The 18765-nt window shown below is 73.5% G+C and carries 15 protein-coding genes and 2 pseudogenes; 8 read left to right on the forward strand and 9 right to left on the reverse strand.

Annotated elements, in window-relative coordinates; all coding sequences use genetic code 11:
• Positions 1–153: 153 nt before the first annotated feature.
• Positions 154–1317, reverse strand: coding sequence for a winged helix DNA-binding domain-containing protein (locus EJG53_RS15795; protein ID WP_125045381.1), 1164 nt, complete (start codon positions 1315–1317; stop codon positions 154–156).
• Positions 1318–1487: 170 nt separating this feature from the next.
• Here EJG53_RS15795 and EJG53_RS15800 point away from each other — a divergent pair, with 170 nt between their 5' ends.
• The 3 genes from EJG53_RS15800 (at position 1488) to EJG53_RS15810 (ending at position 4298) form a co-directional block, all read left to right on the forward strand.
• Complete coding sequence (locus EJG53_RS15800) at positions 1488–2504, forward strand: helix-turn-helix transcriptional regulator (protein ID WP_125045382.1); 1017 nt, start codon at positions 1488–1490, stop codon at positions 2502–2504.
• A gap of 97 nt (positions 2505–2601) precedes the next feature.
• Positions 2602–4080: a PspC domain-containing protein gene (locus tag EJG53_RS15805; RefSeq protein WP_244955158.1), complete on the forward strand. Its 1479-nt coding sequence runs from the start codon at positions 2602–2604 to the stop codon at positions 4078–4080.
• On the forward strand, positions 4077–4298 hold the full coding sequence (locus EJG53_RS15810) for a hypothetical protein (RefSeq protein WP_125045384.1): 222 nt from the start codon (positions 4077–4079) through the stop codon (positions 4296–4298). Before EJG53_RS15805 ends, EJG53_RS15810 begins: the two co-directional genes overlap by 4 nt.
• Positions 4299–4363: 65 nt before the next feature.
• Here the strand turns inward: EJG53_RS15810 and EJG53_RS15815 are convergent, their stop codons facing one another.
• The 3 genes and pseudogenes from EJG53_RS15815 to EJG53_RS15825 form a co-directional block, all read right to left on the reverse strand.
• A complete protein-coding gene (locus tag EJG53_RS15815) occupies positions 4364–4912 on the reverse strand; it encodes a DoxX family protein (protein WP_371858686.1) in 549 nt (182 codons plus the stop codon).
• A gap of 149 nt (positions 4913–5061) precedes the next feature.
• On the reverse strand, positions 5062–6414 hold the full coding sequence (locus EJG53_RS15820; protein ID WP_371858687.1) for a hypothetical protein: 1353 nt from the start codon (positions 6412–6414) through the stop codon (positions 5062–5064).
• Positions 6415–6623: 209 nt separating this feature from the next.
• Positions 6624–7462, reverse strand: a pseudogene (locus EJG53_RS15825) (class II aldolase/adducin family protein).
• Positions 7463–7680: 218 nt separating this feature from the next.
• Here EJG53_RS15825 and EJG53_RS15830 point away from each other — a divergent pair.
• The 3 genes from EJG53_RS15830 (at position 7681) to EJG53_RS15840 (ending at position 10098) form a co-directional block, all read left to right on the forward strand.
• A complete protein-coding gene (locus tag EJG53_RS15830; protein ID WP_125045386.1) occupies positions 7681–8454 on the forward strand; it encodes a DUF4232 domain-containing protein in 774 nt (257 codons plus the stop codon).
• An 84-nt stretch (positions 8455–8538) separates the two neighbouring features.
• Positions 8539–9336: a maleylpyruvate isomerase family mycothiol-dependent enzyme gene (locus EJG53_RS15835; protein WP_125045387.1), complete on the forward strand. Its 798-nt coding sequence runs from the start codon at positions 8539–8541 to the stop codon at positions 9334–9336.
• A gap of 96 nt (positions 9337–9432) precedes the next feature.
• Positions 9433–10098, forward strand: a complete 666-nt coding sequence (locus EJG53_RS15840) for a TetR/AcrR family transcriptional regulator (RefSeq protein ID WP_125045388.1) — start codon at positions 9433–9435, stop codon at positions 10096–10098.
• A 122-nt stretch (positions 10099–10220) separates the two neighbouring features.
• Here the strand turns inward: EJG53_RS15840 and EJG53_RS15845 are convergent.
• From EJG53_RS15845 to guaA, 3 genes and pseudogenes are all read right to left on the reverse strand, one after another.
• Positions 10221–10364 (reverse strand): annotated as a pseudogene (locus EJG53_RS15845) (NAD(P)-binding domain-containing protein); the annotation flags it as partial.
• Between the two features lie 17 nt (positions 10365–10381).
• Positions 10382–10921 carry a Uma2 family endonuclease gene (locus EJG53_RS15850; protein WP_125045389.1) on the reverse strand — a complete coding sequence of 180 codons (540 nt, stop codon included), beginning with the start codon at positions 10919–10921 and terminating at the stop codon, positions 10382–10384.
• Between the two features lie 114 nt (positions 10922–11035).
• Positions 11036–12622: a glutamine-hydrolyzing GMP synthase gene (guaA, locus tag EJG53_RS15855; RefSeq protein WP_125045390.1), complete on the reverse strand. Its 1587-nt coding sequence runs from the start codon at positions 12620–12622 to the stop codon at positions 11036–11038.
• Between the two features lie 275 nt (positions 12623–12897).
• Here guaA and EJG53_RS15860 point away from each other — a divergent pair, with 275 nt between their 5' ends.
• Both EJG53_RS15860 and EJG53_RS15870 read left to right on the forward strand, forming a co-directional pair.
• Positions 12898–13269, forward strand: a complete 372-nt coding sequence (locus tag EJG53_RS15860; protein ID WP_125045391.1) for a chorismate mutase — start codon at positions 12898–12900, stop codon at positions 13267–13269.
• An 833-nt stretch (positions 13270–14102) separates the two neighbouring features.
• Positions 14103–15131 carry an LPXTG cell wall anchor domain-containing protein gene (locus EJG53_RS15870; RefSeq protein WP_167515115.1) on the forward strand — a complete coding sequence of 343 codons (1029 nt, stop codon included), beginning with the start codon at positions 14103–14105 and terminating at the stop codon, positions 15129–15131.
• 24 nt (positions 15132–15155) lie between these two features.
• Here the strand turns inward: EJG53_RS15870 and EJG53_RS15875 are convergent, their stop codons facing one another.
• The gene (locus EJG53_RS15875) at positions 15156–17015 is read right to left on the reverse strand and encodes a GMC family oxidoreductase (protein ID WP_125045394.1); all 1860 of its coding nucleotides are present in this window, start codon (positions 17013–17015) and stop codon (positions 15156–15158) included.
• Between the two features lie 67 nt (positions 17016–17082).
• Positions 17083–18747: a succinic semialdehyde dehydrogenase gene (locus EJG53_RS15880; RefSeq protein WP_125045395.1), complete on the reverse strand. Its 1665-nt coding sequence runs from the start codon at positions 18745–18747 to the stop codon at positions 17083–17085.
• Positions 18748–18765 lie beyond the last annotated feature (18 nt).

An 18765-nucleotide genomic window follows, 5' to 3' on the forward strand; every position in this document is an offset into this window, starting at 1 on the left:
CGCGATCATCGAACGCGTACCGGGACATCCGTCCCCCAACCGGAACCGAACCGGAACCGAGCGGAAACCGAGCCGGTATCGAGCAGATGTCGAGCGAAAACCGGGCCGGTATCGAGCGGGAACCGAGCCCATCCGAGCAGAAAGGGCGGGGACTCAGTCCTGCTCCGGCCCGATCTCCGCGCGTCGGCTCTCCCCGTCGGAGAGGAACGCCGCCAGCGCCTCCCCCTCTTCGCCCACCGCCGTGCGCTCGGCCCGGGAGAAGCGGCGCAGCGGGAAAACCGTCACGGTGCCGTCCGCGGCCTTCCAGGTCGCGGCGACCCGGCCGTCCACCAGGACGACCCGCTCACCGGCTACGGACAGGCCGCGATGCGCGTCGTCGATGATCCGGCCGCGGTCCTGGTAGCCGAGGATCGCATTGTCGAAGGCGGGCAGGAACCGCACCGGAGCAGACGTTCCGGGGTCGGGACGCGGCGCGTCGGGGAGGTCCAGCAGCTCCCGGCCGCGCTCGTCGCGGAAGCTGACCAGCTCCTCGCGGACGGCGGCGACGGCGCGCGGCAGCCCGGCGAGACCGCACCAGGCCCGCAGGTCGGCGGAGGCGGCGGGGCCGAAGGCGGCCAGGTAGCGGCGTACGAGGGCTTCGCCCACGGGGTCGGAGGCGCCGGGCACACCGGGGTCGGAGGCGTCGGGCACACCGGGGACGGGCCCTCCCGTACCCGCGCCGTTCGGTGCCGGCGGGGCGGGCTCGCGGCCCAGCCACGAGGCGAGCGGTACGTTCCGTACGCCTCCCTTCGTACGCCACAGGCCGCGCGGCGGGAGCTGCACCATCGGGATCAGCGCCGCGACCAGCATCTCCCCCAGCGGTCGCGGTCCGGGCTCGGGCCAGCGGCCGGCGACGGCCCGGGCCAGCTCGGGCATCGAGCGCGGCTCGCCGTCGGCCATGACCGCGCGGCCCGCCGCCGCGAGTTCTTCGAGGTCCACTCCTTCCAGCTCGCGGCGGTACGTCCCGAGGACCCGTTGCCGCAGCATCGCGTCATGGCGGCCACGCCAGGCCAGGACGTCATCGGCGGTGAGGAGGTGGACGGTGCGGCGCATGAGGTGGGTGCGCACGACGTGACGTCCGGTCAGCAGGTCGTCGAGCTGCGCCGGGGCGAACGCGGACAGCCGCGACCAGAGGCCGATGAACGGTTCCTGCGGCTCCTGCGCCTGGAGGCCGCACAGGTGCGCCACCGCGTCGAGAACGGGCAGGTCCGCGCGGTCGAGGAGCAACTGCCGGGCGAGGGTGGCCCGGTTGAGCGCGCGGGTGTCGAGAACGGTCATCTGCTTCCTCGCCTGGTGCGTGCGGGCTTCAAAGCGGCCCTACGGAGCGGCTCCGGTTTCTGGGAGCGGCTTCGAGCTGCCGTGTCTGCACGGATTCTTGGCCTTGCGGGCCCCACTTTGACGTAGGTAGAGGACAGGTTGTGTCCTCTACCCGGGGCAGGATGGACACCATGCAGAAGACATCGGCGCGCCTGCTGTCCTTGCTCTCGCTCCTCCAGGCACGCCGGGACTGGCCGGGAGCGCTGCTCGCCGAACGGCTCGGCGTCAGCCCGCGCACCGTACGCCGCGACGTCGACCGCCTGCGCGAACTCGGCTACCCCATCGCGTCCGCCAAGGGCCCCGACGGCGGCTACCGGCTCGACGCCGGATCGGACCTCCCCCCGCTCCTCTTCGACGACGAACAGGCCGTCGCCCTCGCCGTCGCCCTCCGGATCGCCACCACCAACGGCGCCGGTGTCGAGGACGCCGCGGCGCGCGCCCTGCACACCGTCCGGCAGGTGATGCCCGCACGGCTGCGCCGCCGGATCGACTCCCTCCAGGTCACCGCCGTAGAACCGCCGAACGCGCGCCCGAATCCGCAGGTCGACAGCGGCGTCCTCATGGCGCTCGGGGCGGCGGTGCACGCCCGCGAGGTGCTGCGCTTCGACTACGTACCGGTGTCGCCCCCGGAGAACGGGCGGAGCTCCGGGGGCCCGCCGCGCCGGGTGGAGCCGCACCACCTCGTCACCTGGGCGGGCCGCTGGTACCTCGTCGCCTGGGACCTCGACCGCGCGGACTGGCGCACGTTCCGCGCCGACCGGATCGCGCCCCGCACCCCGACCGGCCCCCGCTTCACCCCGCGCGAGCTGCCCGGAGGCGACGTCGGCGCCTTCGTGCTGAACCGGTTCCAAGGCGCCGACGGCTCGGGCGGCTGGCCCTGCCGAGGCGAAGTGATCCTCGCCCTGCCCGCCGACGACGTGTCCCGGTACACCCGGGACGGCATCGTCGAGGAGCTGGGTCCCGACCGCTGCCGGCTCGTCCTGGGATCCTGGTCGTGGCCCGCCCTGGCCGCCAGTCTCGGCAGGTTCGACGCCGACATGGAGATCGTCGGGCCGGACCGGCTCAGGGAAGCCTGCGCGCGCCTGGCCCGCCGTTACGCCGCCGCCGCGGGCGGTACGACCGGTGGCCGTCCGCGTACTCGCGCCTGATCCGGGAGGCCCCCTCCCCCTCCGCCAGGGCGATCTCAGGGACCAACCAGGGTTCCCACGGATGCCGGCCGCCCGGCCCGCTTGCCACCATGGGCACATGAACGATGCCGCGCCCGCCGAGGAGACGACGGGCCCCGCCGGGGCCACGTCCGGCTCCACAGGCACCCCGCCGCCCGCCGACGCACCGGGCCGCCAGGCTCCGCAGGCCCCCCTGCGCCGCAGCCGACGGCACAAGGTGATCGCCGGTGTGTGCGGCGGACTGGGCCGCCACTGGGGCCTGGACCCGGTGATCTTCCGGATCGTCCTGGCCGTGCTGGCGGCCTCCGGCGGCATCGGCCTGATCGCGTACGGCTTCGCCTGGCTGCTCATCCCGCAGGACGGCGAGGACGAGAACGAGGGCCGCAAGCTGCTCTCCGGCCGCGTCGAGGGCACGGCGCTGACCGCGCTGCTGTTCGCGCTGGTCGGCTGCGGCTACTTCCTCACCTCCCTCGCCAACCGCGGCGTGCTGACCTTCACCGTCATGCTCGCGCTGGCCGTGGGCGGTTCGGCCTACTGGTCGCGGCAGCGCCGCGCGGAGGGCACGGACGGCCCGGGCACCACCGACCCGGCCACCGCACCGACCGTCGTGGACGCGCCGCCCGAGACGACGGCGCCGCCCACCCGGAACACCCCGTCCTGGTGGCGGGACCCGCTCTCCAAGGAAGGGACGGCCGGCGTGGGCTATCTCTGGGGACCCAGCGACACTCCGTACGGACACGAGCAGGCGCACACCGCACACGGGACGGCCGGGGCCGCCGGCCGGACCTCCGACGCGACGGCGTGGGCCGGGCGCGCGGCGCCACCGGCCTGCGCACCGGTCCGGCGCCGCCGGGCGGGCCGGCCGATCGGCGGCTGGACGTTCCTGCTGGCGATCGTCGCGGGGCTGGCGACGGGCGGGGCAGCCGCGGACGCCCACCCGCTGAACACCGCCCTCGTCGCCGGGCTGTCCGCCGCACTCGTCGTCTTCGGCCTCGGCCTGGTGCTCAGCGCCTGGTTCGGGCGGACCGGCGGCGGCGCGGTCTTCATGGTCGTCCTCACATCCGTGCTGCTGGCGGGCGCCTCGGTCCTGCCGGACAGCATCACCGCCGACTGGCGCAACCGCGTCTGGCTCCCGATGGACGCCGCCTCCGTGAAGCCGAGCTACGAACTCGGCGCCGGGCGCGGAGAGCTGGACCTGAGCCACGTACCGTTCGAGAACGGGCAGACCGTACGGACCAAGGCCACCGTCGGCGCCGGGCAGCTCAGCGTGACCGTGCCCGACGGCGTCACCGCGCGGCTGCACATCGACGTGGGGCTCGGCGACGTCCGGCTGCCGGGCGAGACACCGGAGGACTTCAACCTCCAGGCCGACCAGGACCAGACCGTCACACTGCCCGCGACCGGCCTGAAGAAGGGCGAGAAGCCGCACGGCACGCTGGACCTCGACCTCAAGGTGGGCGCGGGACAGGTGGAGGTGGAGCGAGCCGCTCCGCGGACGGGGGAACAGCCGGCGAGGGAACAGCCGGCGGGAGAGCAGCAGACGGGAGAGCAGTCGTGAAACGCCATCGCTTCGAGCCCGCCCGGCTCCTCACCGGCCTGACCGCGCTGGGCGTGGGCGGCGCCTACGTGGGAGAGGCGGCCGGAGCCTGGGAGCTGCCCGGCGCGCTGCCGGTGCTGGCCGTACCGGCGGGCCTGTGCCTGTCGGGCATCACGGCGGCCGTCTGGGCGGCGGTACGGCGGCATCGGGGGGCCTCGGCGGGAGGCGGGCAGGAGTAGCGACCGGGTCAGCGGGTTCAGGGGTCCTTCCGACGGCCGACGGTGTACCGGCTACGGCGGCCGCCTCACCCGAACAACTGCCTCCCCTGCCTGCCGCGCCGCGCCGCCAGGGCCGCGTCCACGGACAGCATCGGCGCCCCGGCCAGCACCAGCGGCAGCCACGCCATCAGGTACGCCAGGTCGTTGCCGTAGTAGTACGGCTCGGCCGACCAGCTCACGGTGAGCCACAGGCTCAGCGAGATCAGCGCGCCGCCGAGCGCGGCGACCCGGGTGAACAGTCCGACGAGGGTGCCGATGCCGACGGCCAACTCCCCGGCGGCGATGGCGTAGCCGAAGCCCGCCGGGTTCTTCAGGGCCAGGTCCACCAGGGCGGGCACCGCCGAGGTGTCCCGCACCTGCCGCATCAGCTCGCCGACCGATCCCGTGCCGCCGGAGGCGAAGAAGGCCGGGTCGGTCAGCTTGTCCAGGCCCGCGTAGACGAAGGTCACGCCGAGGAAGATCCGCAGCGGCAGCAGCGCGTACCGCGCCATCGTCTGACGCGGACCGCCTCCCCTGCCCGCCCCGGCCCCGCCCAGGCCGCTGCCGCCGCCGACCGCACGATCCGCATGAGACATGGCGTCCCGCCTCTCCGTCGCCGCCGGGCGCGGACGGTGGGGTGCCCGCGGCCAGGTGTTCCCCAAGGGTACGGACGGCGGGTCACCCGGCGTTCAACGCGGCGCGCCGGCCCCGTACACCGGCCGCGCGCACACCGGTCGCGCGGGCCTCAGTCCTGAACGTCGATCGTGTAGGCGTTCGTCTCCGCGCCCGCCGCCGTGACGACCCTGACCTCCACCCGGCCCGGTTCGACGTCCGCCGGGACGGGCACGGTGAGCACGCCGTCCGTCGGATTGCCGAACCCGCCGGCGACCGGCACCAGCGGTACGTGCACATGGACCGCGCCGATCCGTACGACCGTACGCGCCAGCAGGTCAGCGCCCTGCGCGCCCGGCGGTACGAAGCCGGTACCGCGGATCTCGATGTCGTCGCCGATACGGATGGGCGCGGCCAGGTCACCCGGCTCCCGGGCCCGGACGACCGACAGCACGACCGGACGGCCGCCCTCCGCGTACTTGCCCGCCACGTACATCACCGCGCCCACCACCACGACGACGGCGAACGCCCACGGCAGGTCGGGCAGCCGGGACGGGTCGCGGGCCAGGCGGACCACGGCGAAGGACAGGGCGGCCACGTTCAGCAGCAGGAACTGGGTGTCGGTGAGGCTGCCGCGCCCCGCGTCGTCCGTGAGCAGGTCGGCGGCGCGCGGCCGTTCCGCGCGCACCTTCTGCAAGCGCCGCCCCTGGAGGCGTACGGCGACGACCCGGCGCACCAGCACCGCCACCGCGCAGTTCACCGCGAGGACCGTGAGCAGCCCGGCGCCGCGCGGCAGTTCGAGGCCGTCCACCAGCGTCTCGCGCGCGCCCGCGTCCGTCACCAGCGTCAGGTGAACGGCCTGCACGAGGACGGCGTACGCCACCAGCAGCAGCCAGCCCGCCGCGACCGTACGCGAGGTCGAGAGCCGGTTGTCCTCACCGATCAGGGGCGCCAGCAGGCCGCCGCGCGCCCGGTGGCGCCACCCCGCGCCCGTCAAGGCCAGCGCCAGGATCACCGCAGCGGCCAGCCCCGCCGTACGCGGCGTCGTCCAGCCCGTACCGATCGCGGTGACGGCCTGCATGAGCACCAGCACGCCGATCCCGGCCCACAGCACCAGCAGCGTGCGCCGCCACACCGCGTCCAGCCAGGACGCGCCCTCGGCGGCGGCGCGCTCGGCGACCGCGCGGGCCGACAGCGCCAGTTCGTCCGACACCCACTGGCGCGCCGCGCCCGCCGAGTGGGCCAGCGCGGCCGGCACACCGCGGCCCGCCGCGTACTCCTCGCGCAGCGCCACGAACGCGGCGACCGCCCTGCGGTGCCCCTCGCGAGCGCCGCGCGGGCACTTCCCGCAGGTGCAGTCACCGCCGTAACCATCTGTCCCAGCCGCCCCGGGCGCGCCTGCTGCCGCCCCGGGCCCCGGGAAACCCTCGGTCCCTCCGGGCGATCCGGACGCCCCCGTCGTCCCGCCCGCCGTCTCCACCGACACGTCCGCTCCGCCCAGCCACCAGTCGTCGCCAACTCCACCGTACTGAGAGGAAATTGTGCCGTACGTGACGAGGGCGAAAAGCCGGGCGGGCGGCTTTACGGGCGGTGACGGGGCATGTGGAGCGGTGACGGGCGGACCGGCAGGTTGACGTGGGGCTGTCGGGAGGCCGTACGGAGGACGCGAGAGAGCCCTACGGAGGCCGTACGGGCTCAGCCGAGCAGGTCCGGTTCGCTCCGGGTTATCTGCTGGTACAGCGGCTGGTAGTTGATCCACGCCACCAGGTCGTTGCCCAGTTGCTCCCGCGTGTGCACGGCGTTCGCGTGATCGATCAGTACGGGCTTGCCGGCGGCCCGCGCGGTGAGCTGCACCTGGCAGGAACGCTCCATCGTGATGAACCACCAGGCCGCCGCGTCCACCGAGTCGCCCACCGTCAACAGCCCGTGATTGCGCAGGATCACGGCCTTGTGCGGCCCGAGCGCGACCGCGATCCGCCGCCCCTCCTCCTCGTCCACCACGACGCCCGTGTAATCGTCGAACAGGGCGTGGTCCTCGTAGAACGCGCACACGTCCTGGGTGATCGGGTCCAGCAGCTCGCCGAGGGTGGACAGGGCACGGCCGTACACCGAGTGGCTGTGCGCGGCGGCGACGACATCCGGCCGGGCCCGGTGGACCTGCGCGTGGATCGCGAAGGCCCCTGGTTGACGTGGTGACGGCCCTCGACGACCTTGCCCTCGTGGTTGACGAGGATCAGGTCGCCGACCGTGATGTGCTTGAACGACATCCCGAACGGATTCACCCAGAAGCAGTCGGTGAACTCCGGGTCCCGGGCGGTGATGTGACCCGCCACCCCCTCCTCGAACCCGAACCGTCCGAAGAGCCGCAGCGCCGCCGCGAGGCGTTCCTTGCGGTGGCGGCGCTCCTCCTCGACGGTCGCGTGCTGCGGCGGCAGGGCGAAGTGCAGTTGGTCGGTGGGGACGGGGGTGGGTACGGAGGCGGGGGTGCTCGGGGTGTTCGGGTTGTTCGGGGTGGACGGCGTGGGCTCGGGCATGGCGGCTTCCTCCTGACGCACGTACAGCTCGCAGCGGAAGCTACCTGCCGGTAGTAGAGGTGAACAGGGGGTGTCGCCGCTTTTCCGTCCCGGCTCGCTCCGGCGGCGGGGGCGTTAGCCGGGTGTTAGCGGTGCGGCAGTCCCGCGCCAAGGGCCGCGGACAGAGTGGGTGACGTACCGAGGAGACCACGGAAGACCGACCGCCCCGGGGGGCCGCAATGACCGTCGACACCACTGCCCGTACCGTCCGCCGCCGTACCCTGCGCATCGCCGCCGCGGCCCTGACCGCGGTCGCCGGTCTGACGCTGACCGCCTGCTCCGGCTCGGACGCGGGCACCGGCACCAAGGCCGCGGCCCACCTGGACTCGGAGGCGGCCGCCGCGAACGTCGGCGGCGCGGAGCCCAGCGGCACGGGTGCCGACGGTGCGAACTCCCCGAACTCTTCCAGCAGCGCGCAGGGTGGTTCCGAGGCGAAGGCCGGTACCAAGTCGGGCGGCACGGGCGCGGGCGGGGGCAAGCAGGCGGGTGGCTCGCACGCCGACGGCGGCAGCAAGGCCGCGGCCGGCGTTCAGCGCTGCCACACCTCCAACCTGACGGCCGTCTTCGCCACCGGCGAGGACGCGGTCCCCGACCCGGACGCCGACGGCGGCACCACCACCAGCATCGTGCTCACCAACAAGGGCAGCCGCACCTGCAAGATCGGCGGCTTCGCCGGCATCGACCTCAGGCCCGACGCCGGCGGCCCCGGCTGGCCCCTGGCCCGCTCCAGCGCCCAGCACGGCTCCATCACCCTCGCCCCCGGCGAGAGCACCGACTTCACCCTCAACCTCGGCATGGCCAAGGAGAACGCCGAAGACTCCTGGCTGCCCCGGACCGTCGCCGTCACCCCGCCCGACGAGACCACCTCCCTGACCCTCAAGTGGCCCTGGGGCCCCCTCGTCGACCAGCGCGGCGCCACCCACCCCGCCACCTTCGTCAACCCCATCGGCTGACCCCGGCCGTACCGCCGTACCGCCTTGCCCGCCGCCACGGAAATTCGCTACGGAAGCGGCGGGCCGGGCCACTACCGTGCCCCCATGGCTGCCACGACCGGTACTCCCCTGAGTTATGACCGCTACTGCGCCGAAATCGTCCACCAGGCCGACCACCTGCGGTCCACCGTCAAGAACACCGACCCGGCGACCACCGTGCCGACCTGCCCCGGCTGGAACCTCGGCCAGTTGATCCGCCACGTCAACGGCGCCCACCGCTGGGTCGAGACGATCGTCGGCACCCGGTCGACGGAACCCGTCTCCGACGAACTGGTCAACGAGACACCGAAGCTCGCCGGCGAGGACCCGGCCGAGCTGGGCGCCCTGCTCGCCGAGGGCGCCGCCCGGCTGTCGGACACGCTGCGTGCCGCCGGGCCCGACGTGCCGGTGTGGACCGTGGCACCCGGCGGGACACCCGTCTTCTGGGCCCGCCGGATGACCCACGAGACCGCCCTCCACCGGGCCGACGCCACCCTCGCCGCCGGCCGGGAGTACGTCCTCGACGCGGACGTGGCGCGCGACGCCCTCGACGAATGGATGGGGTTCCACGCCGTCGAGGAGATCGCCGAGGAGCAGCCCGGCGCGCCCGTCCTGCTCGGGCCCGGCCGTACGCTGCACTTCCACGCCACGGACACCGAGGCGGAGTGGTTCGTCGACCTCACCGGTGAGGCCCCCGTCTGGCGCCCCACCCACGAGAAGGCCGCGGTCGCCGTCCGCGGCACCGTCACCGACCTGGTGCTCTTCCTCTACGGACGGCCCGCCGTCGCCGGGGGTGTGGAGACCGTCGGCGACCGGGAGCTGCTGGAGGTGTGGCTGGAGCGGACGCGGTTCTGGCTCCAGTGAGGTGAGCGGGGCCGCCCGTGGCCACTGTCGGACGTCGCGCGTTAGGCTGACGCCGACGTAAGCGGAACGGCGTTCCAGGGGCGGAGGAGGCGGCGCATGAGCGAGGGCGCGCGACAGAAGGCCGACGGGGCCCCCACAGCCGCTACGGGCCATGCCGGCGCGGACACCCCGTCCGCGCGCCCCGCCAAGCGCGTACGCGCCGATGCGCAGCGCAGTACGGACGCCCTGCTCACCGCCGCCGCCGAGGTCTTCGCCAGCTCGGGAGTCGACGCCCCCGTACGCCAGATCACCGCCAAGGCGGGCGTGGGCGCCGGCACCCTCTACCGCCACTTCCCGCAGCGCGCCGACCTGATCGCGGCGGTCTTCCGGCACGAGGTCGACGCCTGCGCCGACGCGGCCCCGGCCCTCATGGCCGCGTACGGACCGGTCGACGCGCTCGCCCGCTGGCTCCAGCGCTTCGCGGGCTTCATCGCCACGAAGCGCGGTCTCAGCTCCGCGCTCCACTCGGGAGACCCGGCCTTCGACAGCCTGCCCGACTACTTCCAGCAGCGCTTCGTGCCCGTCCTCGGCACTCTCCTCGACACCGCGGCGAGCGCCGGGCACATCCGCTCCGACCTGGACCTGGACCCCGAAGACCTGCTGCGCGCCGTGGCCAACCTGACCCTGCCGGCCGCCGAGGACGACAGCGCCCCCGCCCAGCAGATGGTCACCCTCCTCGTCGACGGCCTCCGCTACGGCGCGCGCACGCCGGACCCGGCCTGAGCGGACGAGCCCTACGCGGACTCCGGCTCGGCGTCCCCCACCTCGTACCCGCTGAGCCGCTGCACACCGCGCAGCAGCGCCGAGTGATCCAGCTCCCCGTCACCGCACGCCACGGCCGAGGCGACCAACTGGGCCGCGGCGCGGGCGTGCTCCAGAATGCCGTCCGGCCCGTACGCGACGGCCTCCACCTGCGGCGACGCCGGAACCATCGTGATCACCACATCGGCGTCCCGCACCGCCTCCGCGATCGAGGCGGCCTCCGCCCCCCGGCACGCGTCAACGTTCACCAACGGTCGATCGCGGTGAGGTCGATGTCGAGGGCGAACGGCTCGGCCGACCTGAGGCGGTTGTGATGGATTCCTGTCGGCACGTAGGCCCGGGTGGCGGGGTCGAGTTCGTAGACGTACACCACCGGGAAGCCCTCGCCGCCCTCTTCCACCCGCCAGAAGTGGCGGATGCCGTGGGCGGCGTACATGCGGGGCTTGAAGTCGCGGTCACGTGCGGCGGAGTCGTCCGAGGCGACCTCGACCGCCAGGAGGACGGCCTCGGACCGGAGGCAGTCCTGCGTCGGCCCGGTGTCCGCCCCGAGAGGCACCACCAGTACGTCGGGCTCCAGGCGATTGCGCTCGTCCAGGAGCACGCTGAACTCGCGGAAGACGTCCAGACCGTCCGGCGCCTGCTCCAGCAGGGCCCACTCCAGGAGGCGTACGGCTCGTAAGTGGAAGACGGTCTGCGGGCTTCTGGGGACGAGACCTCCGTCGATCAGCTCGACGTGACCGCTCGGACCCCGCGGATCAGCGGCACACTCCGTGGTTGCTTCCATACCGCAGAGCGTCCCGCGTACCACCTGCGCACCCACCGACAACGCCGCAGCCGCCGCTCAAACTGATGAGCGACGGCTGCGGCGTTGACCTGGTGCGGGAGACCTACGAGGGGGTCACTCCCACTCGATGGTGCCCGGGGGCTTGCTGGTCACGTCGAGGACGACGCGGTTGACGTCGGAGACCTCGTTGGTGATGCGGGTGGAGATGCGGGCCAGGACGTCGTACGGCATACGGGTCCAGTCCGCGGTCATCGCGTCCTCGGAGGAGACCGGGCGCAGCACGATCGGGTGGCCGTAGGAGCGGCCGTCGCCCTGGACGCCGACGCTGCGGACGTCGGCGAGGAGGACCACCGGGCACTGCCAGATCTCGCGGTCCAGGCCGGCCGCGGTCAGCTCCTCGCGGGCGATGGCGTCGGCCTCGCGCAGCAGGTCGAGGCGCTCCTTGGTGACCTCGCCGACGATGCGGATGCCCAGGCCGGGGCCGGGGAACGGCTGGCGCTGGACGATCTCGTCCGGCAGGCCCAGCTCGGCGCCGACCGCGCGGACCTCGTCCTTGAAGAGCTGGCGGAGCGGCTCGATGAGCTCGAACTCCAGGTCCTCGGGGAGGCCGCCGACGTTGTGGTGGGACTTGATGTTCGCGGTGCCGGTGCCGCCGCCGGACTCCACGATGTCCGGGTAGAGCGTGCCCTGGACCAGGAACTTCACGGGCTCGCCGGCCGCGCCGGACTCGGCGACGATCTCCGCCTGGGCCTGCTCGAAGACCCGGATGAACTCGCGGCCGATGATCTTCCGCTTCTGCTCCGGGTCGGAGACGCCGGCCAGCGCCTGCAGGAAGCGCTCGGAGGCGTCGACGACCTTGAGCTGGACGCCGGTGGCGGCCACGAAGTCCTTCTCGACCTGCTCGGTCTCGCCCTTGCGCATCAGGCCGTGGTCGACGTAGACGCAGGTGAGCTGGTCGCCGATGGCCTTCTGGACGAGGGCGGCGGCCACCGCGGAGTCCACGCCGCCGGACAGGCCGCAGATCGCCCGCGCGCTGCCGACCTGCTCACGGATCGCGGCGACCTGCTCGTCGACGACGTTGGTGGTGGTCCACACCGGCTCGATGCCCGCCCCTCGGTAGAGGAAGTGCTCCAGGACCTGCTGGCCGTGCGTGGAGTGCATCACCTCGGGGTGGTACTGCACGCCGTACAGCTTCTTCTCGTCGTTCTCGAAGGCGGCGACCGGGACCATGTCGGTGGAGGCCGTGACGGTGAAGCCCTCGGGAGCGGCGGAGCAGGCGTCGCCGTGCGACATCCACACCGGCTGCTCGGCCGGGGTGCCCTCGAAGAGGGTCGAGGCGTTCTTGGAGACGTGCAGGTCGGTACGGCCGTACTCGCGGGCGCCGGTGTTGTCGACCGTGCCGCCGAGGGTGGTGGCCATGAGCTGGAAGCCGTAGCACATGCCGAAGACCGGGACCCCGGCCTCGAACAGGGAACGGTCCAGGCTGGGCGCGTCCTCGGCGTAGACCGACGACGGGCCGCCGGAGAGGATGATCGCCTTGGGGTTCTTGGCGAGCATCTCGGCCACCGGCATGGTGGACGGGACGATCTCGCTGTAGACCCGGGCCTCGCGTACGCGGCGGGCGATGAGCTGGGCGTACTGCGCGCCGAAGTCGACTACCAGGACGACGTCGGGGGCGGCAGCAGGTGACGCTGATGGCACTTCGGCGGCCTTCCGGCGGTGGTGGTGCAGGGGTTGGACTTTCGATTCTAACGGGCTCATACTGAGCGCCATGTACAAGCAGCTCACCTTCGTCTTTACCTATGGCACCGGCCCGTCCGGCTGCCATGGTCGTGCTGCTTGATCAACTGACGAGCGACTTCCCAGGCGCCCCGGGCCGGTACAGGCCCGGGGCGCTCGGTTTTTCTGCGGGTGGCGGCGGGCCGCAGACGGTGCGGACGGCGGCTGCGGGGTCATGATCCGTAGGAGTGACGGACATGAGCGGTACCCAGGCGATCCAGGCGGTCACGGACCCGACGGCGCTTCCCGAGGCCCAGACCGCGGGAACGGCCACGGCCACGCGCAGGGCCGCGGTGAAGCCCGACACCGGCGCCCGCACCGAGGCGGCGGCCGGGGTGATCACGGACGCCCGCGCGCGGATCGACGATCTCGACGGCCGGATCATCGGCCTGGTGCAGGAACGCATGGCCGTCTCGGCCGTGATCCAGCGCGAGCGCATCGGCTCCGGCGGGCGCCGGGTGAACCTGTCGCGCGAGATGGAGGTGCTGGAGCACTACCGGGGGCAGCTCGGCCGGCCCGGCACCGCCCTCGCGATGACGCTGCTGGAGCTGTGCCGGGGCCGGATCTGAACCGCGGGCGACGACTCACCCGTACGGCGCCGTGACCGGCCCCCGCCGAACTTCGTTGTTCCGGATGCCACGCCAGCCAGGTGCGGTCTGCAGGACTACGCGTAGACGCCGCCCGTGGGCGGATCCGCCGGAGCGATGAGACGCCGACCGACTTGGAGCGGTCCGCGTCGTGGGACCTCGCTGCGGTGCTGTGGCCGGTCAGCAGGGGACAGCAGCCCGGTCACATCCGATGGGGCGGTCGGTCCTGGGGACGCCCGGGACCGACCGCATCCGGTCGAAACGGTTGCGCCGGGTGAGGCGCGTCCAGCACGATGCAGGAGAGCGGCACACCGTGCCCGGAACTTGGCCGCGAAAGCGGCACGCCGTGCCCCGAGCGGGAGACGGCAACCGTCGGCGGTCCGGACCGCCGCACGGCGTACGGACGCCGGAGCCACCGGCGTCGGCAGGCGGCCCAGGCCGCGAGCGCGGGGGTGCCCACCCCGGACAACTTGAGAGCCAGCGGCGCCATCCCCCCCGGCGCCGCCCCCTCGGCGCCGTCGCTGCCCTGACGCCGGCGCCGAAAGCCAAGGGCCCCGCTGCCGTCCGCACCCCCCTCGCGGGCGGCGTCCCGGGGCCCTTCGCTATGGGGCTGGAGGGGTACGGGCGCCCTGGGGTGGCACGGGCGCTGCGCGGGGCACCGGCGTCGCGCTGCGACGCTCCCCTAAAGCCGTGCAACCTTTTCCGCTCATGGCCGGTCAGTATCTGCAATCGCCCGGCCATCCCGCGCCCCACCGCGACGGCCGTCCCGAACCGGTGCCGTACTCACGGCACTTCGGCTCCGAGAGGTCTTCACGATGCAGCTCCGCCGCGCCCTGGCCGCCGTCGCCGCGACGGCCGCCATAGCCCCCGCCGCCCTGCTGGCGGCTCCCGCCGCGTACGCCACCGAGACGCCCGAGCAGGCCCCGACGGCCACCGCGTCCACCACCGCCACCAGCACACCGACCGCGACGCCGACGCCCAGCGCGTCCGGGACCTCCGGCTCCCCCGCCCCCGGTGAGAGCGGCAAGCCGCCGCAGAGCGGGGACGGCGCGAAGACCGCCGCGCCGGCTCCGCCCAAGGTGACGGTCGCCGGCAAGCACGCGGAGCCGGACCCGTCGGCCACCTCCCCGTCCGCGACCCCGGAGTGCAAGGACTGGTCGAGCGAGCGGTCGGTCAAGGCCGAGCTCCGCGGCCTGCCCAGCAAGATCGTCGCGGGGGCCGGGTGGGTGGACTTCACCTACCGCGCCACCAACATCTCCACCGGGCACGTCCTGTCCGTGGAGGCGTCCGCGCAGGTCTTCGCCCTGGACAACAAGACCTCCGACGACGTGTCCGGGCACCTGACGCTCGAATGGTTCGACGCGGCGACGGGCCGGTGGAAGCCGGTCGCGGGCTCCGAGGAGGGCGACGGCTACTTCGCCTCGGTCGCCGGCGCCGACGGCCTGAAGCCCGGGGAGTACGCGGAGGCCAAGCTGCGGCTGAAGGCGGATGCCAAGACGCCCGCCAGCTACGGCGGCGCGGTCAGCGTCGGCTGGTACCTGAACGCGGACCTGAAGTGCGGCTCCTCGGACGCCGCGGACTACCCGTTCGACATTCTGCCCGCCGGCACCACCAAGCCGGGCCACGTACCGGACTCCAAGGGGCGGCCCGGCACGCGCCCCAACCACCCGGCGCCGCAGGGCGGCTCGAAGCAGCAGGCCGAACTGCCGGTCACCGGCAAGCTGGCCGAGACCGGCGCGTCCTCCGGGCTCCCGGTCCTCGCGCTGTCGGGAGCGGCGGCGGTCGCCCTCGGTGCGGGTGCGGTGTTCACCGTACGCCGCCGCCGGGGCGCCGACGCGGCCTGAGCCGGGGCCCGTGTCAGGCGCGGGTCAGCTCTCCGCCGGGGCCGTGACCTGCGGCTTCGGCGGGACCTCCGGGACGGGCAGCAGCGGCAGCCGCAGCGCGGCGAACGCCTTCTCCGGCACGGCCGGGCGGTGCGGCGCCACCGCGGACAGCCGCTGGTAGGCGCGGCCCGGCGCGGGGCGGGGGTCCGTCTCGCCCTTGTTCGGCCAGAAGGACATGGCGCGTTCGGCCTGGGCGGTGATGGTCAGCGACGGGTTGACGCCGAGGTTGGCGGAGACCGCCGAGCCGTCGACCACCGAGATGCCGGGGTACCCGTACAGCCGGTGGTACGGGTCGATCACGCCGTGGTCCGCGTCCTCGCCGATCGGGCAGCCGCCCAGGAAGTGCGCGGTCAGCGGGGTGCCCATCAGCTCGCCGACGTTGCTGCCCGCGAAGCCGTTGATCTCCTGGGCGAGCAGGGTGGCCGCCTCGGTGGCCTCGGGGATCTGCTGCGGGTTGGGCGCGCCGTGGCCCTGGCGGGCGGTGAGCAGCCCTTTGCCGAGGCCGCCCGGCTTGCGGTACGTGGTCAGCGAGTTGTCCAGGGACTGCATGACCAGGCCGATGATGGTCCGCTCGGACCAGCGGCGGTTGGACAGCGAGCGCAGCAGCAGGAGCGGATGGCGTGCGCAGTTGGCCGCCCAGGCCAGGACGCGGGGCGTGCGGGTGGCGATCGGCACCTGGAGGACGGACAGGCTGCCCATCGCGTTGGAGCCCTTGCCGTAACGGACCGGCTCGATGTGGGTGCTGTCGTTCGGGTGGATGGACGAGGTGATCGCGACGCCTCGGGTGAAGTCGGCCTTCGGCGCGCCGTGCGCCTTGCGGTAGCGGCGGTCGTCGGTCTGCGCGCCGACCAGGGCCTCGGAGTTGGTGCGGGTCAGCTCGCCGAGCCGGCCGGAGATCCGGGGCAGCAGGCCGCTGTCCTTCATCCGGTGCAGGAGCGTCTGCGTACCGTACGTGCCCGCCGCGACGACCACCCGGCGGGCGGTGAACGTGCGGCCCCTGCCCTTGCGCTTGTCGTCGGTGGGCAGCGTGCCGACGGCGTAGCCGCCGCGCGAGTCCTCGGTGACGGTGACCACGGACGTCATGGGGTGGATGACGGCGCCGGCCTTCTCGGCGAGGTGGAGGTAGTTCTCGTTGAGGGTGTTCTTGGCGCCGTGCCGGCAGCCGGTCATGCACTCGCCGCATTCGGTGCACGCGGTGCGGGCCGGGCCCGCGCCGCCGAAGTACGGGTCGGGGACCTCGGTACCGGGGGTGGTCTTCGCCGTGCCGTCGCTGTCCTTGCCGTCGCCGAAGAAGACGCCGACCGGCGCCATGTGGAAGGAGTCGCCGACGCCCATCTTCTCGGCGGTGGCCTTGAGGTGGACGTCCGAGGGGGTCATGGTCGGGTTGAGGCGGACGCCGAGCATCCGCTGGGCCTGGTCGTAGTACGGCTTCAGCTCGTCCTGCCAGTCGGTGATGTGCCCCCACTGCTGGTCGTCGAAGAACTGTTTCGGCGGTACGTAGAGGGTGTTGGCGTAGTTCAGCGAGCCGCCGCCGACCCCGGCGCCCGCCAGGACCATGACGTTGCCGAGCAGGTGCACGCGCTGGATGCCGTAGCAGCCGAGGGCGGGCGCCCACAGGTAGTTCTTCAGGTCCCAGGAGTTCTTGGGCAGCGTGGCGCGGGTGAAGCGGCGCCCGGCCTCCAGGACGCCGACGCGGTAGCCCTTCTCGGTCAGGCGGAGCGCGGAGACGGAGCCGCCGAAGCCCGAGCCGATGACGAGGACGTCGTAGTCGTAGCCGTCCGCGTCGTGGTCGTGCCCGTCCTCGGCCGGTCCGGGCCGGTCTGGGGCATGGTGGTGCTGGGGCACTGGCACTCCCTGTTCTCGGCGGGCCGTCGGCCCGTGGCTCGGCGGAGGCGTGATCGGCGGGGTGTTCTCAGCGGAGGCGGAGCGCCTTCATCGCGCGCAGGCTGCGGTTCATGAACGCCGCGTACTTCTCGTCGTCCATGCCGAACGACGGGGCGAGCGGCATCAGGCGCTGGTGGGCGACGGTCTGCGCCTCGGTGTACTTCAGGATGCCCTCGGAGCCGTGGCGGCGGCCGAGGCCGGAGTCGCCCATGCCGCCCATCGGGGACTGGACGCTGCCGTAGCCCGCGGCGTACGCCTCGTTGACGTTGACGGTGCCGGTACGCAGCCGGGCGGCGACGGCCCGGCCGCGGCGGCCGTCCCTGGTCCAGACGCTGGAGTTCAGGCCGTACGGCGTGGCGTTGGCGCGGGCCACCGCCTCGTCCACGTCGTGGAACCGGTAGACCGAGACGACCGGCCCGAAGGTCTCCTCCTCGCACACGGCCATCGGGGACTCGACGCCGTCGAGGATGGTGGGCTCGTAGAACAGCGGGCCGATGTCCGGGCGGGCGCGGCCGCCGGCGACCAGGGTGGCGCCCTTGGCGACGGCCTCGTCCACGTGCCGGGTGACGGTCTCCAACTGGCGTTCGCCGGCCAATGAGCCCATGTCGGCGCCGTAGGCGAGGGCGTTGCCCAGGCGCATCGCCTTCGTGCGCGCGGCGAAGCGCTCCACGAAGGTGTCGGCTATGGACGCGTGGACGTACAGCCGCTCTATGGAGACGCAGAGCTGGCCCGCCGAGGAGAAGCAGCCGCGTACGGCGCCCGCGGCGGCCTTGTCCACGTCGGCGTCGTCCAGCACCAGCATGGCGTTCTTGCCGCCGAGTTCGAGGGAGACGCCGACCAGGCGGGCGGCGGCGCCCTGGGCGACCTCGCGGCCGGTGCGGGTGGAGCCGGTGAAGGAGACGTAGTCGGCGTGCTTGACGACCTCGGGGCCGACGACCGGCCCGTCGCCGAGCACGACCTGCCAGACCTCCGGGGGCAGCCCGGCCTCGATGAGCTGCTCACGGGCCCACAGGGCGGTCAGCGCGGTCTCCGTGTCGGGCTTCATGACGACGGCGTTGCCGGCGGCGAAGGCGGGCAGCGCGTCACCGACGGACAGCTCGAAGGGGTAGTTCCAGGGCGCGATCTGCCCCACGACGCCGCGCGGCTGCCGCAGTTCGGTGACCTTGGTGAGGGTCGGTACGACGCCGGTGTGGCTCCGGGGGCGCAGGTACGCGGGTGCCTTGCGCCCGTAGTGCCGGGCCGCGACGGCGACGGCCTGGATCTCCTCGTGGGCGTGCAGCCGGGCCTTGCCGGTCTCCAACTGGATCAGGTCCAGCACCTCGGCCTGGCGGCGCAGTACGAGGTCGTGGAAGCGCAGCAGGACGGCGGCGCGCTGCCGTACGGGGACCTCGGCCCAGGCGCGCTGGGCGGCGCGGGCCCGCTCGAAGGCGGAGGCGACGTCCTCGGGCGTGGACTCGGGCAGGTCCGCCAGCTTCTCACCGGTGTACGGCGTGTGACTGGCGGTCCGGCCGCTGCCGGTCACGCCGCGGGTGAGGCGGGTGACCAGGTGCGGGGTGACCACGTCGGCGGCGGTACGGGTGCCGGCGGCGGCGCGGGCGACGGGGTTGCCGCCGGCGGGGGCGTCCCGGTCGGCGGCGGGCGCGGCGCCGGCGGGTGCGGAGGTGCGGGTTCCGGTGTCCTGCGAGTCCGTCATGCGGGCGAGCGTATGACG

It is taken from the genome of Streptomyces chrestomyceticus JCM 4735, from assembly GCF_003865135.1.
GTDB lineage: Bacteria > Actinomycetota > Actinomycetes > Streptomycetales > Streptomycetaceae > Streptomyces > Streptomyces chrestomyceticus.